We start from the raw sequence: 23,674 nt of genomic DNA, 5'->3' as shown, positions 1-23,674 counted from the left end.
GTGAGACGCTTCTCTCTTTCCAAGCGAAATGACTGACATCAACGGCTATTAAAGCGATGTGGTCTTCTTTTCGCGTAGGTCATTTCCTAAGTTGTATTTCGGCACTCTACTCGGCCATGTCTCTCAGCGAGAATCCTCAGCCGCCCCTCCTGTAGAGAATCGCCGATGTTCGATCCACTCAACGAGCCGTCCTTTCGGCTGGATGTAGCGGGCCTGCCCGACGCCTTTGAGGTCCTGGCCTTTACCGGTAATGAAGCCATTAGCGAGCCATTTGAGTTCGAGGTGGATCTGCTGATCGATGACCCGAGCCTGGACCTTGCCAACCTGCTGTACCGTTCGGCGTTCTTGCAATTCGAAGACGCCGGCAATGGTATTCACGGGCAATTGCATCAACTCGTCCAGCGCGAGCATGGCGCCTTGTCGCGATTGTGCCGTGTGCGCCTGCGACCGAAACTGGCGTGCCTGGCCCAGCGCTTCAGCCAGCGTATGTTCAGCGCGCAATCGGTGCCGCAAATTCTTGCTCAGGTGCTCAAGGAGCACGGCATTGCCGGCAAGGGTTGGCGTCTGGAATTGAATGGCGATTACCCGCCCCGGGATTTCTGCACGCAATACCGCGAATCGGATTTGCAGTTTTTCCAGCGCCTGTGTGCCGAGGAACGCCTTCACTACCATTTCGAGCATTCCCGTCGCGGGCATTGCCTGGTTATCGGTGATGGCCACGGGGCGTCGCGCCGCGCTGAAACGTTGGTTCTTCAGGACGAAACCGTGTGTCAGTTCGAGGTTCAGGTTGGACTGAAGACGGTACCTGTGGCCGAGGCTCGTACGGACTTGATGACATTGCGCAGTGGTCAATTGATGCCACTAGCCGGACATCCGGTTAGCGAGTGGAATGCGCTATGGCGATTGATCGAAGTCGAGCATCAGGCCGGCCAGGATCCGCTGTTTTCCTACTCCAACACCATCCGTGCGGTGCCATGGGAAGCGTCCTGGATGACGACCCAAGTACCGGCGAAACCGCGAATGCTCAGTCTGCAAAGGGCCTGGGTTGTCGATGTCGAAGAGGTGCACCCCGATCCGTCGCGACCGGTTGCAGTGCAGTTCGACTGGCTTTATCAAGGTGAAGGCGCAACGCCCGGCCATTGTTGGTTGCCGCTGGCCCCTGAGTTGAAAGGCGCGGGGCAGTGGCTGGCGGGGGCTGAGGTGGTGGTCAGTTTCATTGAAGGTGATCCGGATCAACCGCTGATCACCGGACTGCTTCAACGTCCGCCCGCCGTTGAGGTCATTGAAGTACCGCCCCCGGAGCCTCAAGCACCCGACGGCTTACTGAGGTTGCTGCAATCGAGTGAGCCCTTGGTGCTGCTGTGCCTGATGCCCGGTGGCGGCAGTTTCAGTCATTGCCGGGAATCGGTCTGCGCCTGTCGGGCGGCGACGTTGTTTGGTCAGAGCGGTGCCGCATGATCGGCGTGCAGACGCCTGACCCGACCTCGCAATGGCTGCTGCTGGATGTGCCCGGCGCACCTCTGGCGGCGACAACGTTGTTGCAGCAGTTCCGTGATGTACGTCCGTCCTGGTTATTGGAAGGCACGGAGTTGCACGGGATGCGCGAGCAGGGGCCCGCCTTGGTGGAGCTGCGGAACTGTCCGGCGTTAATCGAGTTCTGCTACAGCGAACCGCATGCTTGGCAAGGTCTGTTGCTGGTCAGCGAGGCGCCGGCAGCGCACTTGCTGGCGCACCTGCGGCGCATGCTCACAGTGACGTTCGGCCTGCATCACCGGGCATTACTGAGCTATTACAACCCGCATTGCGCCAGCTACTTCTTTGATGCCTGTGATGCCGAGGAATTGAGTCGCTGGCTCGGCCCGATCAGCCAGTTGCGCTGGTTCGGCGGCACCTGGGCCGACCGGGCGATCGGCAGTCAGGGCTGGCAGCGATTGCTCAATCCCGGGCTGGAAGTCAGTCCGTTGGCAGTCGAAGAAACCCTCAGCCTGCGCCAGCGGGAAAAACTGCAAACCTGCCTGCTGGAGCAACACACCTGGCACTGGAGCCAATCCACCGGCACTGATTACAACCGCTTGTGGTCCCATGTGCAGGAAGGCCTGGCGCTTGGTTTCAGCGAACGCTCGGCGCTGGATGGCTGGTTGTGGCTACGCTTGCAGCATCCCGGTGCGTTGCCGGTGCAGCCGTGGCCGGGGCTGACGCAGCAGGAACGGCTCGATCATCTGCGCAACCGGTGGCAGGGCGATCAACCCTGAACATGAGGATTCACCCCTATGGCGAGCGCAATCCGCAGGTTGTTCAGTGTGTTGGTCGGCAGTGTTTTACTGGCCGCGATAAGCGCGTGCTCGCCGCTGAAAATGCTGAATGCCCTGACACCCGACGGCAGCTTCAACAAAACCGAGGGCATTGCCTATGGCAGTGATCCGCGGCAGAAGCTCGATGTGTACGTGCCGCTGCACCCTGCGGAAAACGCCCCGGTGGTGGTGTTTTTCTACGGTGGCAGTTGGAACAGCGGTTCTCGCAGCGACTACAGCTTTGTCGGCGAGGCCTTGGCGTCGCGAGGGATAGTCGCGGTGCTGGCCGATTATCGACTGTATCCGCAGGTGCGTTATCCGTTGTTTCTTGAGGATGGCGCCAAGGCTGTGGCGTGGACCCATGAGCACATTCGCCAGTTCTCCGGTGACCCGAAACGGTTGTACCTGATGGGCCACAGCTCCGGGGCCTACAACGTGGCGATGCTGGCGCTGGACCCGCAGTTGCTCGGGGCAGTGGGTATGTCGCCGGGCGATCTCAGTGGCTGGATCGGCCTGGCCGGGCCGTATGATTTCCTGCCGATCCAGAATCCCGAGGTGCGCCCGGTGTTTTTCTGGCCGGACTCACCGCCACAATCCCAGCCGATCAACCACGTCAGTCACGCTGCGCCGCCGGCGTTGTTGATCGCGTCCCGTGACGATGAGGTGGTCAACCCGACCCGCAACACCAGCGGTCTGGCGAGCAAACTGCGCGCGGCCGGGGTGCCGGTTCAGGATCGGTATTATTCGCGCACCGGCCACGCCACGCTGGTGGCGACGCTGTCCCGCCCCATGCGTGGATTGGCGCCGGTGCTGGATGAGGTCACTTCATTCATCAAGGCCACGCCGACTCAGTGAGCGCGGCCGGTAAACCAGCCGTCGTTCTTGCGCAAATACCAGGCAATCACGCCGAGGGTCAGGCTACGCAGCAACATGAACAGCAGGAAAGTTATCCACAGCCCATGATTGCCCAGGCCTTGCAGTGCCCAGGCGAAGGGCAGCAACAGCGCAACGGTCAACAGCATGCCGTTGCGCATTTCCCGGGCGCGGGTGGCGCCGATAAACAGCCCGTCGAGCAGGTAGCTCCAGACCGCAATCAGCGGCAGGGCGGCGAGGTAGGGCAGGTAGATGAACGCGGTGTCGCGCACGCTCTGGATGTTGGTTTGCATCTCGATAAACAAGTGCCCGGCAAACAGAAACAGCGCGGCAAAGCCAAGGCTGGCGATCAGCGACCAACCGGCGGCCACCACCAATGAACGGCGCAGGGAATCGCGATCCCGCGCGCCGATGGCGTGGCCGCACAGGGCTTCCACGGCGTGGGCCAGGCCATCAAGTGCGTGCGCGGTCAGCAGCAAACCGTTGAGCAGCAGCGCATTGGCGGCGACGGTTGCATCGCCCAGCCGCGCGCCTTGCACGGTGATCAGGAAAAACACCGATTGCAGCGCCAGGCTGCGAATGAAGATATCGCGATTGACCGCCAGCAATGGGCGCCAGCTCTGCCATAACCCCAGGGCGGCCCAGGCGATATGGCCGGGATAGGCGCGCAGGGCTTTTCGGGTCATGCACAGGCCGATGAGTGCGCCGGTCCACTCGGCGATCACCGATGCCCGGGCCGCGCCGATCACGCCCCAATCCAATCCGAGGACGAACCACAAGTTCAGCGCGATGTTCACCAGGTTGGTGCCCAGCAGAATCGCCAACGGCGCCCGGGCGTTCTGGGTGCCGAGAAACCAGCCGACTAGCGCATAGCTGGCCAGCGCCGCGGGCAGGCCGAATAACCGGGTGTGGAAGAAATCCCGGGTCAGTTGATCCAGTTCTGCCGAGGGTTGCATGAAGTGCAGTGCGACACCGCTCAACGGAATCCCCGCCGCCCCGAGCACGATGGCCAGTCCCATTGCCAGCAACAGACCCTGCAACAAGATCTGCCGCAACGCCGCACCATCCCCGCGCCCGGCCGCTTGTGCGGCGAACCCGGTCGTACCCATGCGCAGAAAACCCATGCCCCACGCCAGGAAGGTATACAGGCTGGCGCCCACTGCGACAGCGCCCAACTGATGGGCGTGGGGCAAGTGACCGATGACCGTGCTGTCGACCAGCGCCACCAGCGGTACGGAAATATTCGAGAGGATCATGGGCGCGGCGAGGGCCCAGACCTTGCGGTGGGTCGGGCGGTCGCGCCAGTCGGCGATCAGGTTGGACATGCAGGCTCCTTGGGGGAGCGGGCATTGTAGCGACACATTTGGAAACTGCAGCGATCCATTGTGGGAGCGAGCCTGCTCGCGAAGACGGGTTGTCAGTCACATCAATATTGGATGTACCACCGCTTTCGCGAGCAGGCTCGCTCCCACATGGGGATTAACGGAGTTAGTGGATTATCCAGCTAAGCAACCAAAGCCCCAGCAGCAACCAGATAATCCCCATGATGATTGACGCATTCATGAACGCCCGGATCGCCGACCACAGCAGCATCAGCCCGAGGATCAGCGCGATGATGCTGATAATCGACGTGTCCATCCCCAGTGCCCGGGAAAGCCCTTCGACGAAGTTGCCGCCGGCATGGCTGAGAAGGTTGAACAGACCGCTGAGGCCGTCGACGATAAAGCGGATGACCGAACCGAGTGCCTGGCCGAGCCATTCGAAAAAACTTTCTACCTGCATGTGGGCGTCCTGATGAAAGTGGTGGCAAGGTTGCCGCGCCAGACTTGGGCCACGGATCGCAGTGCCGAGTTCCCTGATGCCGGGATCGTGTGAGTATGGCGCAAAGTATCCGGCCTGTTGATGAACCCTGTAGGAGCGAAGCTTGCTCGCGAAGGCGGCGGTGCATTTAACATTGATGTCGACTGACACGCCGCCTTCGCGAGCAAGCTTCGCTCCTACAGGAGAAGGCCTTGCCTTCATTGCCCATCCCCCCGAAGCTATACGCCTTCAGGAGAGCCCGATGAACCTTGTTGAACTGACCGAACGCCTGCACGCCATCCGAGACCGCAACGACTGGCGGCAATTTCACAGCCCGAAAAACCTGGCCATGGCCGCGAGCGTGGAAATGTCCGAGCTGGTGGAAATCTTCCAGTGGCTGACCGAAGACCAGTCGCGCCAGTTGCCGGCGGACAAACTGGCGCATGCCGGGCAGGAAGTCGGCGACATCGTGCTCTATCTATTACTGCTGTGCAGCGAGTTGGGGTTGGACATGAACGAAGTGGTGCGCAGCAAACTCGCGGACAGCGAACGGCGGTTCAGCTGATGAGCGACCGTCATTTCGATCAGTTGGCGACCCGGTTTGCCGAAAAAATCTACGGTGGGGCCAAAGGCGCAATTCGCCTGGCGGTGTTGCAGGCCGATCTGGCCGAAACCTTGCCTGATCGTCCGTTGCGGGTGCTGGACATCGGCGCCGGCCTCGGCCACATGTCGTTGTGGCTCGCTCAACGCGGGCACGACGTCACCCTCGCCGAACCGGCCGAACCGATGCTCGAAGGCGCTCGCCAGCGTTTCGCCGACGCCGGGCAGAGCGCGACCTTCATTCAAGCGCCGTGGCAGGATTTACTCGGCCAGCTCACCGAACCCTACGACCTGGTGCTGTGCCACGCCGTGCTGGAATGGCTGGCCGAACCCCACGCGATCCTGCCGGTGCTGCATCAACTCACCACCAAGGATGGCTGGTTGTCTCTGGCCTTCTACAACCGCGACGCGCTGATTTACCGCAATCTGCTCAAGGGCCACTTCCGCAAGATGCGCAAGAACGACATGGCCGGCGAGAAGCAGAGCCTGACCCCACAACAACCCCTTGATCCGCGAGAACTTGCAGCGCAACTTGAAGGTATGTGGCAGGTCGAAACTCAGAGCGGGGTACGGGTTTTCCACGACTACATGCCGGTGGAATTCCAGGCCCGCGCCGAACTGGTGGACTTGCTGGAAATGGAGCTGGCCCACCGTCGTCACCCAAGCTTTGCCGGGCTTGGGCGCTATTTGCACTGGATCTGCCGGCCGATCTGATCGGAGAGCGAAATGAAAGCGCGTTCAGGGTTACTGCTGATGTGTCTGGGGTTGGCGGCCTGCCAGGGCAGCAACCCTTATGTGGCGACATCCAACCCCTTGCCTCCGGCGCCACCGCAAGCGGCGAATACCTTCGACCGCAGCGCTTATCCAGCGCCGCCTCGGGACTACGGGCGTTACCGCAGTTGGGCCTGGCTCAACGGGCAACTGCCGCCGGGCTCGGCCTGGGCGGATTCGGCGCAAGTGGCTGAAGCGGTCAGCAATGCCCTCGATCAGCGTGGCTTGCGCCCGTTGCACGACAATCGCCCGGCGGACCTGTTTGTCAGCGCCAATCTGCACCTGGAAACCCGCTTGCGTCAGGTTCAGGACGACTACGGTTATTACGGCGGCGGTTATGGTGGCTACAACCGTTACGGCGGTGGTTACGGCATGTACAACAGCGTGCCGATCGTGCGTACTTATCAGGAGCAGGTTGTGGTGGTGCGGGTCGATCTGTTCGACGCAGGCACCGGCCAACCGGTCTGGAGCGCCAGCGCCGAAACCGCCAACCAGGGCAATCAAAGCCAGCGCGCGGATGCGATTCGGGAGGCTGTGGAAAAGGCAATGTCGGCGTATCCTCCCAGTTAGCTTCTTGTAGATAAGAAGCATTCCCATGGTTCTTGTCTTCCAACGGAGAATTATCATGTTCCGCCCCCTCGCTTTACTGGCCGTGGCCGTGCTGCTCAGTGCTTGCGCGGCTCACCAGGTCAATCATGACTTCGATGCCAGCCGCGACTTCGCCGCCTATCGCAGCTGGAGCTGGAAAGACCCCGCCCTGCAATACCGCCCCGATGACCCACGGATCAAGAGCGACCTGACCGAACAACGGATTCGCCAGGCCGTGGCCGATCAGCTGGATCAGCGCGGTTTACGCCCGGCTGCCGCAGGTCAGAAGGGTGATGTGAGCGTGCAGACCTACCTGATTGTCGAAGACCGCCAGCAACAAGTGACCACCAACTATGGCGGCGGTTGGGGCGGCCCGTGGAATGGTTATTGGGGCGGCCCGATGTACAACGAAACCCGCAACATCACCTATAAAGTAGCGACCATCCAGATCGACCTGCTCGACGGCAAGGACGGCAAACTGGTGTGGCGCGGCAGCGATGAGCAAATGCTCAGCAGCACCCCCAACCCGACAGACCGCAGCAATGCCGTGCGCGAAACGGTAAGCCGGATCCTGGCTAACTACCCACCCCGCTAAACACCACAATCCCCCTGTGGGAGCGAGCCTGCTCGCGAAGACGGCGGCACATTCACCATGGATGTACCTGACACACCGCCTTCGCGAGCAAGCTTCGCTCCTACAAGGGAACTGCGTCGTGCGCTGATTCCGTGTCCATGATGATCTCCTGTAGGAGCGAAGCTTGCTCGCGAAGGCGCCGGCACATTCACCCTGGATGTGCCTGACAAACCGCTTTCGCGAGCAGGCTCGCTCCCACATTTGGTTTTGTGTGGTCTGCGCTGGCGTGATGCCAGCAACCTCGCCAACCCTTGTCTACACTGCATTTCACCAATGGAGGCGGCACTGATCAGTGCGCCAGCGAAGGAGTGCGCGATGTCGCGGTTTCGCGGTCCGGCCCGGCAGCGCGGGGCTATCGGTTTGATGGCGGCGGCGACCCTCGGGTTGGCGCTGTTGTTGATGTTATTGGTAGTCGACACCGGCCGGCTCTACATGGAGCAGCGCAAGCTGCAGCGGGTGGTCGACACCGCCGCGCTAGAGGCCGTCAGCCGCGGCGGCACCTGCCTGCCGGGGCTCACCGCCGCCAGTTATGCCAATCAAAGTGCGACGCGCAACGGCTTCACCCTCGACGCCAGCAACACCCTCGCCACCACCTGCGGCACGCTGCTGACGGCGGCCACCGGGCTGCGCAATTTCACCGAGGATGCCACCCAGGCCGCCGCGATCAAAGTCGTTGCCAGCCACACTGTCACCACCAGTTTTGCCGGCGGTGTGCAGGCCCTGGTCAGCGGCACGTCGGTCAGCCTGAACACTCAACTCAATGCCACAGCCGTAGCCGCGCTGCCGGTGCCGCCAGTGGCCCAACTGACGATCAGCAGCACCTTGGTCGACGTCAACCTGTTGAACGGCATGAGCTCCGCCCTCGGCGGTGTACCGATCAACCTGACCGTCGCCAGTTGGAACGGTTTGCTCGCCGCCAACATCAACCTGCTCAACTTCATGGATCAGCTCGCCATCGACCTGCACGTTACGGCCGGCAACTACACCCAACTGCTCGCCGCCGATGCCACCGTCGGCCAGTTGCTGCAGGCCGCCGCTACCGTGGCTCGCCTCAACGGCGCGACTGCGGATGTACAACTCGGTTTGAATTCATTGGTCAGCGCAGTCGTCAGCCCTGTGAAGGTGCGTTTGGGCGACATCTTGAATCTGCAGACAAGCACCACGTCCTCCGCGCTAAACGCCAGCGTGAACGCGCTTCAACTGGTCCAGGCCTTCCTCGAACTCGGCAACAGCAAGAGTGCCGTCGCAGGCACCATCCCCGTAAATTTGCTCGGCCTGGGCGTCGGCGCTACCGCCAAGCTAAAAGTCATCGAGCCCGCGCAGTTTTCGGTAGTGGGCAATCCCGCATTGGCAAAACTGGCGCCATTAGGCGCCAATCGAATCTACGTGCGTACCGCCCAGGTCCGGGTGCTGGTGTCCGTGGATTTGTCCCTGGTCACCAACCTGATCGGTGTCGTGACCAGCACCCTGTCAGTGGTCACCGGGTTGCTGGGGCTGGACTTGTACGTGCTGCCCAATCCCAATCTGGACGTCAGTCTCGAAGCAGGTGGCGGCAGCAGTTACGTCACCGATTACACCTGCGTCAGCGACACCAACAAAAGCCTCACTGCCAATACGACCACCTCCGTGGCTGAACTGCGTGTTGGCCGGATCAACTCGGACTGGGCGTCATCGACATCGCCCATGAGCGTCACTCCCGTGACGTTGCTCGATATCCGCTACGCCGGCGTTCCATTTTCGGGCGGTGGTGCAGAGCTGCGGATCGACAGTCCCGCCTTGCAGACCAGCGCCAGCAGCACATTTACCAACCCGCCGAAAGTCGGGCTGGCTCCCTCTGATCCGCCTTACACCCTGACCGCCTCCAACGCGATTGCCGGGATGTCGCAAGCGGTCAATGGCGTGCAATTGATCCTGCACACACCGACTTTCAATGCAGGTCCCTTGCTGGCGATCGTCTTCAACACCCTGAACACGTTGCTCAGCGGTGTGATAACGCTGCTGACGACAACCCTGAATTCGATCCTGAGCCCGCTGCTGGACAACCTGCTCAACAATGTCCTGAAAGTTCTGGGCATCGAAGTCGGGAAAATCCAGGTCGGCGCCAACCTCAGCTGCGGCCAACCCGGCAAGGCCTATCTGGTGATCTGATCGTCCTGATAAATCGGCAGCTCAATACAGAATCGGGCACCGTCCGCTGAGTTCACAACACTCAACCGTCCGCCCATGTTCTCGACGATCCCATAGCTCACCGACAACCCCAGCCCAGTCCCCACGCCGACTGGTTTCGTGGTGAAGAACGGCTCGAAAATCCGCTCCAGCAAGCGTGGATCGATACCGCCGCCATTGTCCTCGACCCACAACCGCACCGATTGTTTATCGCGCTCGGCGTACACCGAAATCCACGGATTGAACTCCCGATCAGCCTCGCGCTTGCTCAATAGCGCATCTCGCGCATTGACCATCAAATTGATCAGCACCTGCTCCAACTGATCGACATAACCGCGCACCTGCACGCTAAACCCGGTCTCGCTGACCCGCAGTTCCACGCCTTTGCCACGCATGCCTTCGGCCAACAGCGACATCGTGCCTTCGATGGCGTCGACCGGGTTGAACGGGTGTTGCTCAACCTCCGAACGGCGGCCAAACACGCGCATGTGATCCACCACCCGCGCCGCTCGCTGCACCTGGGCGTCGATGCGATTGAGCTTGTCGGTCAGGTAATCGATTTGCACATCGCCGTTGCTCAGGCGCTTGAGCACGTTGACGATGGCCATGCGCATCACGTTCAACGGCTGGTTGATTTCATGGGCCAGCCCGGTGGCCATTTCGCCGAGAGTGGCCATTTTTGCGCTCTGGGTCAGTTGTTGCTGAGAGCGCCGGACCTCGGTGTTGTCGCGGCCCACAGCCTGGACTTCAACCAACTGGCCCTGATCGTCAAACACTCCGCGATCCGACCAGATCCACCAGGCGTGTTCGCGCCCGGGCAATTGCAGATTGATCTCGGCGCTACTGACCGGGTGCTCCGGCGTCAGCAGGCTGAGCCGCTGGAGAAATGCTGCGCGTTGTTCGTCCGACATCCAGCTGCCGAGGTTCACGCCGGGGAGTTGTTCGGGCTCACATTCCAGGTACGTCGCCAGCGGTCGATTGCCGAAACTCAGACTCAGGTCCGGGCGATAACGGCAGATCATCGCCGGGGAATCTTCCACCAGAATCCGATAGCGCTCTTCGCTCTGTTTCACCTGCTCGGCGGCCAGGGTCGCCTCGGTGACATCGAGCCACAGGCCGACCGCTTCCACTGGCAGCCCGAGGTCATCGCGCAGCAACTTGGCTTCGTCGAGCAGCCAGTGATAATCGCCGCGACTGTCGCGCAGACGGTAGCGCGCGCGCACCGAGCCTTCGCGCAGCAAGTGCCGAGTGCGCTCGAAATAGCGGTCGCGGTCCTCGGGGTGAACACGTTCGATCAACGCAGCGGCGTCGCAGTTTTCCAGGCTCCAGCCCAACAGCGGTTGAAGGCTGGCACTGAAAAACGTCGGGTGCAGCGCACCTTCGACGTAGCGCTGCACGTAGATCACCGCCGGCGAACTGGCGATCAGGTTGTCCAGCCGCGCATGGGCGGCGGCGGTGTGTTGCTGCTGGTTCTTGATGTCGCTGATGTCGAGCATGAAACCCACCAGCCGCCGACTGTCGCCGCTACCGATGGCTTGCCCCTGAAGCCTGTACCACAGCGGATGCTGTTCCGAGTCGCAGCGATGCAGGCGCACGCACAGGGTCAGCGGCTCGTCGTGTTGTTGCAAGGCATGCAGGCGACTGCGCATCTCCTCGCGGTCGGCGGGATGGATTTGCAGCAGCCAGTCATTCAGCGTTAGGCGAGTAGTGTCCAGGTGCAAAGTGGCGGCGAGGGACGGTGCCAGGAGGATTTCATCACTGGCGCCAAAGGCTTCCCACCATCCCGTCCCCAGCAAGACTTGCAACGATTCCAGCCGCTCCAGTTGCAAGTGGTGATGCTGCTCACGCAAGCGACCGAGCAACGGCCCGGCGAGTGCGCTGACCAGCAGCAACCAGTCGCGATCACCCAGGTCCGGCGCGTGTTCGTGCACCGGGTAAAAACCGCACAGCAGCCACGCGGCGACACCGTGATCGTCGCTGTAGGGCACGGCGAAACCCTCGGCGTTGCCGAACAAGTCTTGCACGCGCAGGTGTTCGCTGATGCCGTGGCTGATGCTCAAACGCTGGGGCGCGGAGCCGTTCAAACTGTCGAGCACCGTGCCCAGGCGTTGATCGTTTTGCCACAACTGCGGTGCGTCGTGGGCGCTGAATTGGCGATGGATTTGCCAGCCTTCTTCCTGCTCGTCGAGCAAGGCCAGGGCCACGCACGGCATGTGCCAGCGTTGGGCGATGGTTTGCAGTTGTTCGCTGACGACCACCGGCAACCGCGCCAGGCTGCACGCGCGCAGATGCTCGCTGATCTGCCCGGCCACGGCGTGGCATTCGTCTCGGCTGTGGGCCTGATGGCGTTCGAGCAACAGGTCACCGATGTCCATCAACTGCAACAGCCATCCGCCCGGGCACGGTTGCACCCAGCCGCGCAGGTGCAAGGTCTGATCGGCCAGACCGAGGAAATCCAGGTCCAGACTTTGCCCCTGCCAGTCGGCGGGCCGACCCTCGATCGCCAGGGTGCTATGAACTTGCACGTATCGATGCAGCGGCAACGGCTGATCGTTGGGCGTTTGTTGGGCCAGCGAGTGCCGCAGTGGCCCGGTCATGTGCAGTACGCGACCCTCGTCGTCCAGATGCAAATGCAAGCCCAGCGGTTGTACCCGCAACGGCTCGGACGCCTCGATGGCGGGGAGGGTGGGGCGCTTGAGCAAGCGAGCGAAAAGCTTGTCCCCGGAGGTCAAAATTGCAGACTCGACGTAGCGCTCAGGTTGGTCGGCAGGTTGGGCACCGTGCCCACGCCCGGCAGCACCAGAAACGGCATGACCTGATTCAATTTGCTGGTGGGGTAATTCACGCTGACGGTGAGGGTGCCTTTGCTGGCGTCATAGACCGCGCTGGTATCCACGCCGATCACCAGGTTCAGCGCAGTCGGCACCCACGACAATTGCTGCTGCAACGTAGCGTTCGCAGTGTTTTGCACCACGGTCGCGTAGCTCGGCGTATTCGGGTCTACCGCCACGCTGCGGCGCACGGCTTCGGCGGTGGCCTGATTGAACGACTGCATCAACACGAACGGCAAGCTGTAGCTGACCAAACCGTAGAACACCGCGAAAAAGATCACGAACACCAAGGCGAATTCAATCGCCACAGCGCCTTTTTGCTTATTGGGGAGGCCTGCTTTCATGAGTGCGTCTACCCTGACAGTCACTGCGTAATATCAGCATAGAATCATTCAGCCAAAACGGACGGTTTTTACCGGATGCAAAGCCTTGTCGTGATTGTCTGGCTAACCCTTTGCGCGGTTCAGGATGCGCGCCACCGGCACATCGCCAACGTCCTGACCCTTGGTGCTGGCGCTGCGGCGCTGGTGTATCTGCTGTGGACCGGCAGCACATGGCTCGGAGCGGAGGCAAAGCAGGGCGGTTGGGCGTTTTTACTGGCGCTGGCCTTCACCTTGCCGGGCTACGCGATGAAGCGAATGGGCGCCGGCGATGTGAAACTAATGACAGCTTTGGGTTTGGCGACCGACGGTATGCACCTGCTCGGCGCGTTTATCGGTGCCGGAGTGGCGAGTGCGGTGTGGCTGCTGCTTGCGCCAAAAGTCTGGCTGCCTATGAATCAATGGCTTAAGCATAACCGTCGACATGTGAATCCAAAATTGTCAGAAAAACAGCCATATGCGCCGTTCGTGTTGGTCGGCATGGCGTGTACGCTCGTCTGGATCCACTAGTCGCCAGAAGCCACCCGTTCTATGTACATAGTCGGAAAGTGCGTCTACTTTCAAAGTTAGAGTAGTTATACAACTGGTGGCTATTAGTACAGGAATGGTCAGCTTTCAGCCTGCATGGAGTAGCACGTGAACAAGCTTACGTCTGCGGTAAAAGTCCTTGTGGTCGACGATCAGCCACTCATTGTCGAAGAACTGTGTGAATTCCTGGAGAGCAGCGGTTATCGCTGTGTACCGTGTGAATCCAGTACACAGGCGATCGAGCGCTTTACACAGGATCCGGACATCGGTCTGGTGCTGTGTGATCTGCACATGCCGGACATGGATGGCATCCAGCTTGTGCAAGAGCTGCAACGGCTGTGCGGCCGACATCGGGCGTTCGAGGCGATTATGCTCACCGGGCGCGCCGACAAGCAGGACGTGATCAAGGCCTTGCGCGCCGGGATTGCCGATTACTACCAGAAGCCGATTGATCTGGATGAGTTGCTCGAGGGTTTGCAGCGGCAGGAAGTGTCGTTGCAGGAGCGCCAGAAAGAAGTGCAATTGGGGCACTTGAATCAGAAGCTGCAATACCTGTCCGAGTCGATTGATGATCTTTACCAGGACCTGGACAAGGTGCGCCGCAGTCCGCGCACGTCTTCCGAGCCTGGGGATTTCGTGGTCAGCCAAGCGGATCAGGAGGAGATGCCGTCGATCTTCAATCAGCTGTCACCTCGGCAACTGGATGTGGCGCGGTTGGTCGGCAAGGGGCAGACCAACTATCAGATTGCCTGTGAGCTGGGGATTACTGAGAACACCGTGAAACTGTATGTGTCGCAAGTGTTGCGGTTGACCCATATGCATAACCGCACGCAACTGGCATTGGCACTCTCGCCAAGTAACTCCGGGATGCGCCAGCGCGTGACTGCCCACTAAATCCCCCGGATGCCCCAATCAAAACTGTGGGAGCGGGCTTGCTCGCGAACGCGTCGGCACATTCAACATCAATGTCGCGAGACACACCGCTTTCGCGAGCAAGCCCGCTCCCACAGTTGATCTTCAGTGAACACAACATTTGTGATCGATGCTGAACCCCTGTGGGAGCGAGCCTGCTCGCGAAGACTGACTGACCTTCAACATCTCAGTCGCTGACACACCGCTATCGCGAGCAAGCTCGCTCCCACAGTTGATCTTCAGCGAACACAACATCTGTGATCAATGCTGAACCCCTGTGGGAGCGAGCTTGCTCGCGATGGCGTCCGCACAGTCACCCCATCTCTCCCGACTACTTGCTGATCTCAATCTTCCCGCCCGCATCCGGGTCGTACAAATCCGGAATCTCATAGCGATACTTCTTCAACCAACGCTGCATCGCTTCTTCCCGCTCGGCTGCGCTCGCAGTTTGCGGTGTCTTGGAGGCGGCCTGGTTGCGGCTTTGCAGCACCAGCCAACCCTCGGTTTCCTGCTGTTGCGCCGATGACGGGCCGGCGTCGATGGCCATCGCGCTCAACGGGAGTATCAGCAGGCTCAAGCCGAATAATTTCATCATCGCCAACTCCTATTTAACCGATGTCGGTTGGGCATCCGTCACCGTCGCCACTTGATCACCCACCGCCGCTTTACCCTTGCCCGGCTGTTTGAGTTTTTCCGCACGGGCCTGGGCATCGGTGAATTGTTCCGGCGTCAGGTGCGAGCGGCTGACCACTTCAGCCGCTTGCTGCCAGTTGTCCTGATACAGCAACAACGTCACCAGATTCGCCGCCGCCAACGTGTCCTGCTGCTTGAGTTCGATGGCGGTGAGGAATTCGAAACGCGCATCTTCGAGGCGTAACTGATTGAGGTAGACCACGCCCAAATCATTGCGGATTTTCTCGTTGGTCGGTGCCAGACGCGCGGCCCGTTGCAGGTGAGCCTGGGCCTGGCCATAGTCGCCGCGTGCGGCGAACAACTGGCCCAGGCCTTGTTCGGCATCCGCCGACAGGCACGTCCCCAACAGGCTGCGGTACAACGGCTCCGCCTCGCTGCGCCCCAGCAGGCGATAAACCTTGGCCTTGCGCAAACGCACCTCGCTGAGGTTATCCGGCAGGCTCTGCAAATTCGCCAGGCTGGCGTGCAGCTTGCCGTCATTGGCCAAATCGTCGGCCAGGTTCAACGCCAGTTCCTGATCAGAACTCAGCTTGCTGCAACTGGCCGGCGACATCATTGCCGACCACGGCGCCTGGCCATCGGTGGCGCAGCCCGCGAGCATCAGCAGGCTCACAACAGCGATCAATGCTTTCATCTTGGTCCCTCAAACAGTGCGCAACTCAATTGGCAAACGCCCGGGTAATCGCGGTAAACCCGGGGCCGGCCAGGACGATCAACAGGGCCGGAAACAGAAACAGCATCATCACCACCGACATCTTGGCCGACATTTTCGAAATGTATTCTTGCAGCCGCGTCAGGCGCCGATCATCGAGCAGTTGCTTGAGCGCCAGCAGGGATTTCATCGCGCCGCCGCCCTGATGAATCAATTGCTCGAGGATCACGCAGGTGTCGCTGAACTCGTCCACCGCCAGCATCACGGCAGCTTTGTGCAGTTCCTGACTGAGCTCCAGGCCGGAGTCGACGCGGGCCAGGATCAGGCGCAATTCGCTGGTCAGTTCCGGCAAGAGTTTTTGCCCTTCGGTGCTCAGTACCCGCAGCGCCTGTTCGACCGCCATGCCCGACTCGAAGAGGATGCGCAGCAGCGGGATGAAGGTCGCTATTTCCACGCCGATGGTTTTCTGCCGGCGTGCAGCCGCATAAGCCAGCAGGCGTTTGGGCAGCAAATAACCGAGGCCTGCACCGAACATCGGCAGCAACCAGCCGTTGGCCGCGAGGGGGAAGAACATTTCTTTCAAGAACAGCCCCAGCCCCAACATCAACAACGGTGTGCCGATCTGACACGCCGCAAACACCGCGCGCTCATTGGCACGACGCCAGCCCAAGCGGCTGAGCAGGGTCTGGGTTTCGCTGTCGATGCTGACCGAACGCTGGCCGAACCGGCTGTTGCCGAGCACCCGCAGCCAACTGCCGAAACGGTTCTCGCGCACCAGTTGCCCTTGCAAGCGTTGAGTCACCTGGCGCACGCGGCGACGCTCTTGCAGCAAGTGGTTGACCACCAGCAGCAAGGCCCCGAGCAACAGCATCAGACTCGCCAGCAAGACCATGTCAGACACTCCGCAACATGCGCCACAGCGCCAGGCAACCAAACACCTGCAGCACCACCGCGATGATCAACATGGTCTGGCCGCCCGAGTCGTGCCACATGCCGAGCATGTAGCCGGGATTGGTCAGCATGAAGTAACTCACCAGAATCATCGGCAACGAGCCCAACACCCACGCCGTCATGCGGGTTTCGCCGGTCATCGCGCGCAGTTGCCGGGCGCCCTGGTCCCGTTCGCGAATCAGTTTGATCAGGTTCTCCAGCAACTCGCTGGCGTTGCCGCCGTAGCGATGATTGACCTTCAGGCCGAGGGCAAACATGCGCAGTTCGTCCTGCTCATACAGCTCGGCGAAATCACTCACGGCGTCCGGCAGATTCACCCCGAGCTGCACGTTGCGCTGCACCCGGCCCATGGCGCGTTTCAGCGGATCGTCACTGGCCTCGATCCCGCCCATGACCGCGTCGGCCAGGGTGCGCCCGGATTTCAGACTGCGCACGGTGTGATCGAGCAACTGCGGCAATTGTTCGATCATGCGCTTGAGGCGACGGCGATACAGCCATGAGATGTACAGCCTTAAAGCCAATGGCGGCGCGAGTAAAAGGGTCAGCAAACCGACCCAGTCAGCGACTAAAAAACCGAGCAGCATCGCCGCGCCCCACAACGTCAGCCACAACCCCAGGCGTTCGGTGGGACGACCCAGACCCGCCCTTAAAAACATGCGCTCAAGGCCTACCCATGTGGCTTTTTCCGCCGCCAGTTGTGGCTGTCCCTGAGCGAGTCGGCTGAGCACTCGTTCGTTGCCGGTCTTGCGGATCCCATGCAGAAACAGCCACACCGACAGCCCGAACAGCACCACGCAAATCAGGCTGAGAATCAGCGGGACGATCATGCCGAATGCTCCATGGAATCAGCCCAGGCTCAGCTCATGTCGCAGCTTGTCACCCGCCGGGTTGACCGCCTCGCGCAGGAAACCGACACCGGTGCGTCGGTCGAGCCGGAACAGGGTGTTGGTGACGTAGACGTCTTCGCGCACGCCGACCACTTCCACCACTTCGCTGACACAGCGTCGGCCATCCGGCATGCGTGTCAGTTGGATGATCACGTCGAGTGCGGCGCAGATCATCTGCCGTAGCGTGCGTTCCGCCACCGCGCGCCCGGTCAGGCCGACCAGGGTTTCCAGGCGCAGCAATGCGTCCTGGGCATTGTTGGCGTGCACGGTGCTCATCGAGCCGTCATGGCCGGTGTTCATTGCGGTCAGCACGTCGAGCACCTCGACGCCGCGAATCTCGCCAAGGATGATCCGGTCCGGGCGCATCCGCAGGGCGTTGCGAATCAGGTCGCTGGCCTTCACTTCACCGTGGCCCTCGGCGTTCGGCGGCCGGGTTTCCAGGCGCACAACATGCGGGTGGCCGAGTTGCAATTCGGCCACGTCTTCGATGGTCACCAGCCGTTCGTGGGGGTTGATCAGTTGACTGAGGATATTCAGCAACGTGGTTTTACCGGTGCCGGTGCCGCCGCTGATCAGGATGTTGCAGCGCTTGCCGACGGCGTTCTGAAAGAATTCGAAAATCGACTGGTCGATGGTTTGCATCGCCACCAGGTCGCTGCTTTTGAGCATGTCTTTGCGAAACTTTCGAATCGACAAACACGGACCATCCAGCGCAATCGGCGGGATGATCGCGTTGACGCGGCTGCCATCCGGCATGCGCGCATCGACCATCGGTGAAGATTCGTCGAGCCGCCGCCCCAACGGCGCGAGGATGCGTTGCATGACGCGCTCCACATGGTGCGCATCGATAAAACGCAGGTCGCTCTGGTGCAGTACACCGTCGCGTTCGATGAACACCCGGTGCGGGCCGTTGACCAGGATTTCCGTGACCGCCGGATCGCGCAGCAAGACTTCCAGCGGACCGAAACCGGTGAGCTCGTCGACGATTTCCTCGGCCAGCCGCTCCATTTCATAACGGGAAATCGCCAGGTGCAGGCGCGCAATGTATTCGGCGGCTTTGTCGGTGACAAACTGCGAGAGCAGTTGCCGCGAACCTTCCAGCAGGTTTTTCCCGGACTCTTCGATGGCATCGATGATGTAGCGATGCAGCACCAGTTTCAGGCCTTCATGGTCAGTGTTGCCGGCGGTGCTGCGCTGGGGCGCGCCAAAGAGTTTTTCGCCGCTCATTGCGCGCCCCTCAAACGGTCGAACCAACCGGCCTTGGGTTTGGCCAGGCCTTCGGAGCGCTTGGCCAGACGTTCGCCGAGGGTCCGCAGGCTTTGCGTGAGTTTCTCCCGGGGCGCCAGTTCGAACAGGGTGACGCCTTGATTTTTCGCGTTCAGACGCACTTCCGGGCTGTAGGCCAGCACCGCGATGACTTCCAGGTTGAAGGTTTTGCCGAGGGTGTCAGAGTCCGGGGCGATATGGCCCAGGTAGCGATCGATCAACAGCCGTCCGTGATCGAGTTTCATGCCTTTTTCTCGCCACAGGTTGAGCACCGCCAGATTGCGGCGGCAGTCGAGAACATTCTGGTCGCTGTACCACAGCAACTTGTCGCAGTGGCTGACAAACGTGCGCAGCGCTTCGCTGTCCGGCTGGCCAGTGAGGTTCACCACGATGTGCTGAAAGTGTTGGCGCAAGGCGCTGAGCAGCATGTACAGCTCGGCGGCGCTGGTGCTTTCGAGCGGCGCGTCATTGCTGGCGTAGGCGAGGATTCGCAGCCCGGCTTCGGCGCTGGTGAAGGCGCTGTCGATCAGCGTCGTGTCGAGGCGGCGCAAGTGGCGCAACGCGTCGCCGAAGTGAAACGAACTCTCCAGCCCCAGCAATGCGAGGCTGTCGCCACGGGGCAGACCGAGGTCCAGAAGCAAGGTTTGTTGCCCGCTCTTTTGCACCACCAACGCCAGGTGATTGGCCAACAGTGCGCCGTCGCCATTGCTCTGGGTGCCATACAACACGGTGAGGCCGCCCAGTTGCGTATTCGGCGTCACGGGCGGCAGGCGTTTGCTCAGGCGCCGCACCAGCCCGGCGACTTCGCTGGAGCGTGAACCATAGGCGACGAAATCCCGCGCCCCGGCGCGCATGGCGTTGAGCACCAATTGGTTGTCCATGCCGTCGCCGAGGGCAACGATGGCCAGCATCGGCTTGGCTTCCAGCGCACCTTCGATCAGTGCGCTCTGGGCCACCACGTGTTCGCGGTCGAGGCCGACGAACACCAGGCTGGCGAAGGTCACGTCCACCAGCGCGAGCAATTCGTCGAGGCTGCCACCACCGGCGCTGACCACTTGCCCGAGGGGCGCGAGGGCGCCTTGCAGCCATTCCAGGTCGGTGCTGTTGCGGGTGATGGCGAGAAAGGTCTGGCTCAGGCTCTGGCTCATTGCGACAGTCCGCTGCGTTTGTCGAAGTTGCCGTTTTCAAGGAAAAACATGCGATAGAAATTCGGGTCGTAGTTGCGCAGTTTCTCCCCCGGCAACGACGGCAGTTGCGCGTCGGCGGCCAAGGGTTGAACCAGGTGCGGGGTGACGATCATCAGCAACTCCCGTTCTTCGCGATTGATCTGAGAACTGCGGAAAAACGCCCCCAGAACCGGTATGTCACCCAGCCCCGGAAACTTGTTCACCTGGGAACTGTTGGTGGTGCTGATCAAGCCGCTGATGACAAAGCTTTCACCGTCGGCCAGGGAAATACTGGTGTCGGTGCGGCGGATGGTCAGGGCCGGGACCGTAGTGCCGGCGATGTTCACCGCGTTGCTGAAATCCAGTTCGCTGACCTCTGGCGCGACTTTAAGGGCGATGCGATTGCGGCCGATGATGGTCGGCGTCAGTGTCAGGCGGATGCCGAATTCCTTGTACTCGATCGACACGTTATCGCTGCCGGCACTCGGCACCGGGATCGGAATTTCGCCGCCGGCGAGGAAGCTTGCGCTCTGTCCGCTGAGTGCCACCAGGCTCGGCCGCGCCAGGGTGTAGGCGAAGCCGCTGCCCTCCAGCGCGTTGATGATCATCATGGTTTTGCCGCCGATCCAGGAGAAGTTGAACAGGCTGTTATCCACCGGCAGCCTGGGTGTCGGCACGCCGTCGATGGGCGGCAAGGTGCCGGGAGAGCCGAACAGGAAGTTGCCGCGAGTGCCGATCAACGAGGCGGTGGCTTCCTTGAGTTTGGTGCGGCTGACTTCGACGAAACGGATATCGGTTTGTACCTGCGACGGCAGCGACGGGTCATCGGACGGCAGCAACGTGTCGCCCGTCAGTGCGGCAGTGGCACGACCCTGGACGAACACCATGCTCTGGCGCGGTTCGCTGGCGCAGGCGGTCCAGATCATCAGGCTGGTGGCGCCAGGGGCGATGCCGGTCAATAGAAACGAGCTGCTGCCATTGGGATGCACGTCGGCAATTTTCGGATCGCCGATGGCCAGACGCGTGATCGCCACTGGCGATTGCAGGTCCTGTTGCAGGCCTTCGCCGATCTCGATCACCGGCGGCAAACGCCCCAGCGCGGCGCAGTTGCCGGTCACCGCGTAGGCGTTTTCCAGGGGCAGTGCCAGCAGCATCAAAGCCCAGAGCGCGGGTTTGATTATCGGCATGGAACGACTCTGCATGCAGCGGCATCCTTGATCAGTCATGGGGTTTGTTGCGACAGCTGATTGCCGCGAATCACTTCGATGGCGGGGCGCGTCGAGCCGCCATGACCGCCACTGGCCGGACTTTTCGGTGCCGCGCCGAGGGCCAGTTGAGTGAACTGGAAGAGCTGGCTGTTGGCGCTGTCGAGCTTGCCCGTCGCTTGGTTTTCGCCGGCCCAATACTTGGCCAGGCGTTGCTCTTCACTGCTGCGCACCGCCAGGCGCAAGGTGCCGACCTGGGTCGCCAGCATCAACCGGCTCAAGAGTTGTTCGGGCACCGCGAGCACCACGGTGCGCGCGGCGACACGGCGTTGGTCCTGTTTGAGTTTGTCGTCGGCGCTGAGGGCCGGTGAGGCCGGTTGGCCGTCGTTGGTCAGGCCGTATTGCTCGCCCACACCGAGCACGCGCATGGCGGGCACGACGATCTGCGCCGATTGCTGCAAGTTGCTGGTGTCCTGGCGCAGAAACAGCAACACATCGACGTAATCCCCCGGCACCAGTTGCCCGGCAGCGCCGATCACTTCGTCCACCGCCACGGCGAGGGCGCGTTCATTGCTGCGAATCATCCGCGCCAAGGTGCCCCCGGCTTCGAAGCTGTCATCGCTGAGCCAGGTGCCTGCACTGAGGTGGCGCCAGGGTGTGCGGCCGATGGCCTGGTCGAGGTTGTTCAGGCTGCCGGCGGGTGGGTTGCGAAGTTTTTCCACGCTCAGGTCGGCGGCGGTCAGCGGGGTGAACGGCGGCACGTCGTGAGTCAGCACGACCACCGGTTGACGGGTCTGGTCTTCGGCGGCGGCGACGGTTTTTTCCACGCTCACGACGGCGCTCGGCGGGGCGACGGGCGCAGCGACAGGAACCGGCTGACGGCTGAGCACCAAGCCCCAATAACCGACAAAAATCGCCCCGAGCAAAAGCAAGCCGGCAAGGCCTATGGTGACGCGGCTGTTCATGACGGCTCTCCCTTTCCCGCTGCTCTCACAACCCGCATTCCTGACGGGGCGCTCTGGCAATCAGGCAGCTATGAACATGCAACTATTTCGCTATTTCCACGCTAGTCGATCTAAATCAAAACGCCATTACGGGCCCGAAAATATCTGTACAAAGTACTGAGAATTGGCCAATTAACCGCTGATTTTCGACTGAGGGTTACGACTCATACTTTGTGATTAATCCGTTGTTACAGTTGTTGGTCGCAGGTTTGTTGGCAATGCTCTGATAGCACAGTGGAACCCTGTCGCAGTACCGTTTCGTCGGCGCCAGAGGCGCGAAGGAGTAGACGTATGATTCTCGAATATCTGTTGCTCAGAGCCCGGTTGTTCTTCAAAAGCACTGAAGGTGCATCGGCGATCGAGTACGCGATTGTGGTGGCCATGGTGGCGGTGGTGGTCGTGGTGTTTGTGTCGCCAGTCAGTACCAAAGTCCTGAACATCTTCAACGCGGTCCTGACATCGCTGGGTGGTACGGCGGTCGTCAAACCTGTGGTGCCTTAGTCGAGGTTCTGGATTGATGTTGACTGAGTGCCTGCGGCACAAAGGAGAATTCCATGCTCTTTGAATACCTGATGCTGCGGGCACGTCTGTTCCTGAAAAACACTGAAGCCGCATCGGCCATCGAATACGCGATTGTGGTGGCGATGGTTGCAGTGGTTGTCGTGGTGTTCATCACTCCGGTGGGCGCCAAGGTCCTGGCTATTTTCAACAGTGTGTTGGTGGCGTTGGGTGGCACGGCCCAGACCGCGCCGGTGCAAACCCCCTGACCACGGCGAACCTCGCGGTGGGTGAATGACACGCTACACTCGGTTCTACATTCAGTTCTCAGGTGCTGCCCATGAACGCTTCCTCGCCGCCGCGCCAACAGTTGCTTCTGGTTGACGACGAAGAGGACGCGTTGCTGGAGCTGGCGGAGTTGCTGGAGGGCGAGGGCTTCTGTTGCTTTACGGCCACTTCGGTCAAGCTCGCCCTGCATCACCTGACGCGCAACCCGGATATCGCCCTGGTCATCACGGACCTGCGCATGCCGGAGGAGAGCGGCATGTCGCTGATCAAGCGCCTGCGCGAACACACCTCACGCCAGCATCTGCCGGTGATCGTCACGTCCGGGCATGCGGACATGGAAGACGTCAGCGACATGCTGCGCTTGCAGGTGCTCGACCTGTTTCGCAAACCCATCTACCACGTGCGATTGCTGGAGACATTGAACAATCTGTTTCCGCAGCCGGTGGTGATTGGTGGGTAATTCCCCGGCTGATGTGTTGACCGACACAGCGCTTTCGCGAGCAGGCTCGCTCCCACACTGATTGGCGGCGGGCACAATTATCGTGAACAGCAAATTTCCCCTGTGGGAGCGGGCTTGCTCGCGAAGTGCGCTGTGCCAGCCGACGATGATGTCGAAGCTGAAGACCTCTTCGCGAGCGAGCCCGCTCCCACAGGAGAATGCGATCAACTGTGGGAGCGAGCCTGCTCGCG

At 61.1% G+C, this 23,674-nt stretch carries 25 protein-coding genes; 13 read left to right on the top strand and 12 right to left on the bottom strand.

Features of this window, described 5'->3' with window-relative positions:
* Positions 1–165 precede the first annotated feature (165 nt).
* Genes ACIOYV_RS29405 through ACIOYV_RS29395 form a run of 3 tightly spaced genes read left to right on the top strand, consistent with a single transcriptional unit; the run spans position 166 to position 3,146 of the window.
* Positions 166–1,458: a contractile injection system protein, VgrG/Pvc8 family gene (locus tag ACIOYV_RS29405; RefSeq protein WP_401329466.1), complete on the top strand. Its 1,293-nt coding sequence runs from the start codon at positions 166–168 to the stop codon at positions 1,456–1,458.
* A complete protein-coding gene (locus tag ACIOYV_RS29400; RefSeq protein ID WP_401329463.1) occupies positions 1,455–2,252 on the top strand; it encodes a DUF4123 domain-containing protein in 798 nt (265 codons plus the stop codon). The genes ACIOYV_RS29405 and ACIOYV_RS29400 overlap by 4 nt, the downstream gene beginning before the upstream one ends.
* An 18-nt stretch (positions 2,253–2,270) precedes the next feature.
* Entirely contained in the window at positions 2,271–3,146 is an 876-nt protein-coding gene (locus ACIOYV_RS29395) for an alpha/beta hydrolase (RefSeq protein ID WP_401329461.1), read from the top strand.
* Here the strand turns inward: ACIOYV_RS29395 and ACIOYV_RS29390 are convergent.
* Entirely contained in the window at positions 3,140–4,489 is a 1,350-nt protein-coding gene (locus ACIOYV_RS29390) for an MATE family efflux transporter (RefSeq protein WP_401329458.1), read from the bottom strand. The two genes, ACIOYV_RS29395 and ACIOYV_RS29390, sit on opposite strands and share 7 nt — an antisense overlap.
* 163 nt (positions 4,490–4,652) lie before the next feature.
* Entirely contained in the window at positions 4,653–4,946 is a 294-nt protein-coding gene (locus tag ACIOYV_RS29385; RefSeq protein WP_054044011.1) for a hypothetical protein, read from the bottom strand.
* A 280-nt stretch (positions 4,947–5,226) separates the two neighbouring features.
* Here ACIOYV_RS29385 and ACIOYV_RS29380 point away from each other — a divergent pair, with 280 nt between their 5' ends.
* The 5 genes from ACIOYV_RS29380 to ACIOYV_RS29360 all read left to right on the top strand — a co-directional run bounded on the left by ACIOYV_RS29380 (position 5,227) and on the right by ACIOYV_RS29360 (position 9,705).
* The gene (locus ACIOYV_RS29380; protein ID WP_007951009.1) at positions 5,227–5,529 is read left to right on the top strand and encodes a MazG-like family protein; all 303 of its coding nucleotides are present in this window, start codon (positions 5,227–5,229) and stop codon (positions 5,527–5,529) included.
* Positions 5,529–6,278 carry a methyltransferase gene (locus ACIOYV_RS29375; RefSeq protein ID WP_290027801.1) on the top strand — a complete coding sequence of 250 codons (750 nt, stop codon included), beginning with the start codon at positions 5,529–5,531 and terminating at the stop codon, positions 6,276–6,278. Before ACIOYV_RS29380 ends, ACIOYV_RS29375 begins: the two co-directional genes overlap by 1 nt.
* A 12-nt stretch (positions 6,279–6,290) precedes the next feature.
* A complete protein-coding gene (locus ACIOYV_RS29370) occupies positions 6,291–6,905 on the top strand; it encodes a DUF4136 domain-containing protein (protein WP_401329453.1) in 615 nt (204 codons plus the stop codon).
* 55 nt (positions 6,906–6,960) lie between these two features.
* A complete protein-coding gene (locus ACIOYV_RS29365) occupies positions 6,961–7,518 on the top strand; it encodes a DUF4136 domain-containing protein (protein WP_290027805.1) in 558 nt (185 codons plus the stop codon).
* Positions 7,519–7,872: 354 nt separating this feature from the next.
* Positions 7,873–9,705 carry a pilus assembly protein TadG-related protein gene (locus ACIOYV_RS29360; RefSeq protein WP_401329449.1) on the top strand — a complete coding sequence of 611 codons (1,833 nt, stop codon included), beginning with the start codon at positions 7,873–7,875 and terminating at the stop codon, positions 9,703–9,705.
* On the opposite strand, the gene ACIOYV_RS29355 is transcribed toward ACIOYV_RS29360, so the two are convergent.
* Positions 9,690–12,455, bottom strand: a complete 2,766-nt coding sequence (locus tag ACIOYV_RS29355) for an ATP-binding protein (protein WP_401329446.1) — start codon at positions 12,453–12,455, stop codon at positions 9,690–9,692. The two genes, ACIOYV_RS29360 and ACIOYV_RS29355, sit on opposite strands and share 16 nt — an antisense overlap.
* Positions 12,452–12,898, bottom strand: a complete 447-nt coding sequence (locus ACIOYV_RS29350) for a TadE/TadG family type IV pilus assembly protein (protein WP_290027811.1) — start codon at positions 12,896–12,898, stop codon at positions 12,452–12,454. The genes ACIOYV_RS29355 and ACIOYV_RS29350 overlap by 4 nt, the downstream gene beginning before the upstream one ends.
* Positions 12,899–12,973: 75 nt before the next feature.
* Between ACIOYV_RS29350 and ACIOYV_RS29345 the strand changes: the two genes are divergently transcribed.
* Both ACIOYV_RS29345 and ACIOYV_RS29340 read left to right on the top strand, forming a co-directional pair.
* Positions 12,974–13,444 carry a prepilin peptidase gene (locus tag ACIOYV_RS29345; RefSeq protein ID WP_401329442.1) on the top strand — a complete coding sequence of 157 codons (471 nt, stop codon included), beginning with the start codon at positions 12,974–12,976 and terminating at the stop codon, positions 13,442–13,444.
* Between the two features lie 126 nt (positions 13,445–13,570).
* Positions 13,571–14,356, top strand: coding sequence for a response regulator (locus ACIOYV_RS29340; RefSeq protein WP_401329439.1), 786 nt, complete (start codon positions 13,571–13,573; stop codon positions 14,354–14,356).
* Between the two features lie 349 nt (positions 14,357–14,705).
* Here ACIOYV_RS29340 and ACIOYV_RS29335 read toward each other — a convergent pair whose 3' ends face one another.
* From ACIOYV_RS29335 to cpaB, 8 genes are read right to left on the bottom strand one after another with little or no spacing between them, the layout of a single operon-like run.
* Entirely contained in the window at positions 14,706–14,969 is a 264-nt protein-coding gene (locus ACIOYV_RS29335) for a DUF3613 domain-containing protein (protein WP_054044001.1), read from the bottom strand.
* Between the two features lie 9 nt (positions 14,970–14,978).
* On the bottom strand, positions 14,979–15,701 hold the full coding sequence (locus tag ACIOYV_RS29330; protein WP_401329436.1) for a tetratricopeptide repeat protein: 723 nt from the start codon (positions 15,699–15,701) through the stop codon (positions 14,979–14,981).
* Positions 15,702–15,726: 25 nt separating this feature from the next.
* Entirely contained in the window at positions 15,727–16,611 is an 885-nt protein-coding gene (locus ACIOYV_RS29325; protein ID WP_401329433.1) for a type II secretion system F family protein, read from the bottom strand.
* A 1-nt stretch (position 16,612) separates the two neighbouring features.
* Positions 16,613–17,497 carry a type II secretion system F family protein gene (locus ACIOYV_RS29320; protein WP_401329430.1) on the bottom strand — a complete coding sequence of 295 codons (885 nt, stop codon included), beginning with the start codon at positions 17,495–17,497 and terminating at the stop codon, positions 16,613–16,615.
* An 18-nt stretch (positions 17,498–17,515) separates the two neighbouring features.
* Positions 17,516–18,784 (bottom strand): CpaF family protein, encoded by a 1,269-nt coding sequence (locus ACIOYV_RS29315; RefSeq protein WP_401329427.1) that lies wholly within the window; start codon positions 18,782–18,784, stop codon positions 17,516–17,518.
* Complete coding sequence (locus ACIOYV_RS29310; protein WP_401329424.1) at positions 18,781–19,971, bottom strand: CpaE family protein; 1,191 nt, start codon at positions 19,969–19,971, stop codon at positions 18,781–18,783. The genes ACIOYV_RS29315 and ACIOYV_RS29310 overlap by 4 nt, the downstream gene beginning before the upstream one ends.
* Positions 19,968–21,191 carry a type II and III secretion system protein family protein gene (locus ACIOYV_RS29305; protein WP_265042867.1) on the bottom strand — a complete coding sequence of 408 codons (1,224 nt, stop codon included), beginning with the start codon at positions 21,189–21,191 and terminating at the stop codon, positions 19,968–19,970. Before ACIOYV_RS29305 ends, ACIOYV_RS29310 begins: the two co-directional genes overlap by 4 nt.
* Before the next feature lie 20 nt (positions 21,192–21,211).
* On the bottom strand, positions 21,212–22,159 hold the full coding sequence (cpaB, locus tag ACIOYV_RS29300) for a Flp pilus assembly protein CpaB (protein ID WP_401329421.1): 948 nt from the start codon (positions 22,157–22,159) through the stop codon (positions 21,212–21,214).
* A 330-nt stretch (positions 22,160–22,489) separates the two neighbouring features.
* Here cpaB and ACIOYV_RS29295 point away from each other — a divergent pair, with 330 nt between their 5' ends.
* The 3 genes from ACIOYV_RS29295 (at position 22,490) to ACIOYV_RS29285 (ending at position 23,444) form a co-directional block, all read left to right on the top strand.
* Positions 22,490–22,699, top strand: a complete 210-nt coding sequence (locus ACIOYV_RS29295; protein ID WP_054043993.1) for a Flp family type IVb pilin — start codon at positions 22,490–22,492, stop codon at positions 22,697–22,699.
* A gap of 53 nt (positions 22,700–22,752) precedes the next feature.
* Entirely contained in the window at positions 22,753–22,965 is a 213-nt protein-coding gene (locus ACIOYV_RS29290) for a Flp family type IVb pilin (RefSeq protein ID WP_054043992.1), read from the top strand.
* Between the two features lie 71 nt (positions 22,966–23,036).
* Positions 23,037–23,444: a response regulator gene (locus ACIOYV_RS29285; protein WP_213942293.1), complete on the top strand. Its 408-nt coding sequence runs from the start codon at positions 23,037–23,039 to the stop codon at positions 23,442–23,444.
* The last annotated feature ends 230 nt before the right edge of the window (positions 23,445–23,674 follow it).

Origin of the sequence: Pseudomonas sp. NPDC087342 (genome assembly GCF_044744265.1) — a bacterium.
GTDB classification, from domain to species: domain Bacteria; phylum Pseudomonadota; class Gammaproteobacteria; order Pseudomonadales; family Pseudomonadaceae; genus Aquipseudomonas; species Aquipseudomonas nunensis.
The sequence above is the reverse complement of the archived record's forward strand: the minus strand, read 5'-3'. Positions and strand labels throughout refer to the sequence as shown.

What these genes read in the sequence shown, in the direction of transcription:
- ACIOYV_RS29405 (WP_401329466.1), top strand. Translation starts at nt 166, where the DNA reads ATGTTCGATCCACTCAACGAGCCGTCCTTTCGGCTGGATGTAGCGGGC.
- ACIOYV_RS29400 (WP_401329463.1), top strand. Translation starts at nt 1,455, where the DNA reads ATGATCGGCGTGCAGACGCCTGACCCGACCTCGCAATGGCTGCTGCTG.
- ACIOYV_RS29395 (WP_401329461.1), top strand. Translation starts at nt 2,271, where the DNA reads ATGGCGAGCGCAATCCGCAGGTTGTTCAGTGTGTTGGTCGGCAGTGTT.
- ACIOYV_RS29390 (WP_401329458.1), bottom strand. Translation starts at nt 4,489, where the DNA reads ATGTCCAACCTGATCGCCGACTGGCGCGACCGCCCGACCCACCGCAAG.
- ACIOYV_RS29385 (WP_054044011.1), bottom strand. Translation starts at nt 4,946, where the DNA reads ATGCAGGTAGAAAGTTTTTTCGAATGGCTCGGCCAGGCACTCGGTTCG.
- ACIOYV_RS29380 (WP_007951009.1), top strand. Translation starts at nt 5,227, where the DNA reads ATGAACCTTGTTGAACTGACCGAACGCCTGCACGCCATCCGAGACCGC.
- ACIOYV_RS29375 (WP_290027801.1), top strand. Translation starts at nt 5,529, where the DNA reads ATGAGCGACCGTCATTTCGATCAGTTGGCGACCCGGTTTGCCGAAAAA.
- ACIOYV_RS29370 (WP_401329453.1), top strand. Translation starts at nt 6,291, where the DNA reads ATGAAAGCGCGTTCAGGGTTACTGCTGATGTGTCTGGGGTTGGCGGCC.
- ACIOYV_RS29365 (WP_290027805.1), top strand. Translation starts at nt 6,961, where the DNA reads ATGTTCCGCCCCCTCGCTTTACTGGCCGTGGCCGTGCTGCTCAGTGCT.
- ACIOYV_RS29360 (WP_401329449.1), top strand. Translation starts at nt 7,873, where the DNA reads ATGTCGCGGTTTCGCGGTCCGGCCCGGCAGCGCGGGGCTATCGGTTTG.
- ACIOYV_RS29350 (WP_290027811.1), bottom strand. Translation starts at nt 12,898, where the DNA reads ATGAAAGCAGGCCTCCCCAATAAGCAAAAAGGCGCTGTGGCGATTGAA.
- ACIOYV_RS29345 (WP_401329442.1), top strand. Translation starts at nt 12,974, where the DNA reads ATGCAAAGCCTTGTCGTGATTGTCTGGCTAACCCTTTGCGCGGTTCAG.
- ACIOYV_RS29335 (WP_054044001.1), bottom strand. Translation starts at nt 14,969, where the DNA reads ATGATGAAATTATTCGGCTTGAGCCTGCTGATACTCCCGTTGAGCGCG.
- ACIOYV_RS29330 (WP_401329436.1), bottom strand. Translation starts at nt 15,701, where the DNA reads ATGAAAGCATTGATCGCTGTTGTGAGCCTGCTGATGCTCGCGGGCTGC.
- ACIOYV_RS29325 (WP_401329433.1), bottom strand. Translation starts at nt 16,611, where the DNA reads ATGGTCTTGCTGGCGAGTCTGATGCTGTTGCTCGGGGCCTTGCTGCTG.
- ACIOYV_RS29320 (WP_401329430.1), bottom strand. Translation starts at nt 17,497, where the DNA reads ATGATCGTCCCGCTGATTCTCAGCCTGATTTGCGTGGTGCTGTTCGGG.
- ACIOYV_RS29315 (WP_401329427.1), bottom strand. Translation starts at nt 18,784, where the DNA reads ATGAGCGGCGAAAAACTCTTTGGCGCGCCCCAGCGCAGCACCGCCGGC.
- ACIOYV_RS29310 (WP_401329424.1), bottom strand. Translation starts at nt 19,971, where the DNA reads ATGAGCCAGAGCCTGAGCCAGACCTTTCTCGCCATCACCCGCAACAGC.
- ACIOYV_RS29305 (WP_265042867.1), bottom strand. Translation starts at nt 21,191, where the DNA reads ATGCAGAGTCGTTCCATGCCGATAATCAAACCCGCGCTCTGGGCTTTG.
- cpaB (WP_401329421.1), bottom strand. Translation starts at nt 22,159, where the DNA reads ATGAACAGCCGCGTCACCATAGGCCTTGCCGGCTTGCTTTTGCTCGGG.
- ACIOYV_RS29295 (WP_054043993.1), top strand. Translation starts at nt 22,490, where the DNA reads ATGATTCTCGAATATCTGTTGCTCAGAGCCCGGTTGTTCTTCAAAAGC.
- ACIOYV_RS29290 (WP_054043992.1), top strand. Translation starts at nt 22,753, where the DNA reads ATGCTCTTTGAATACCTGATGCTGCGGGCACGTCTGTTCCTGAAAAAC.
- ACIOYV_RS29285 (WP_213942293.1), top strand. Translation starts at nt 23,037, where the DNA reads ATGAACGCTTCCTCGCCGCCGCGCCAACAGTTGCTTCTGGTTGACGAC.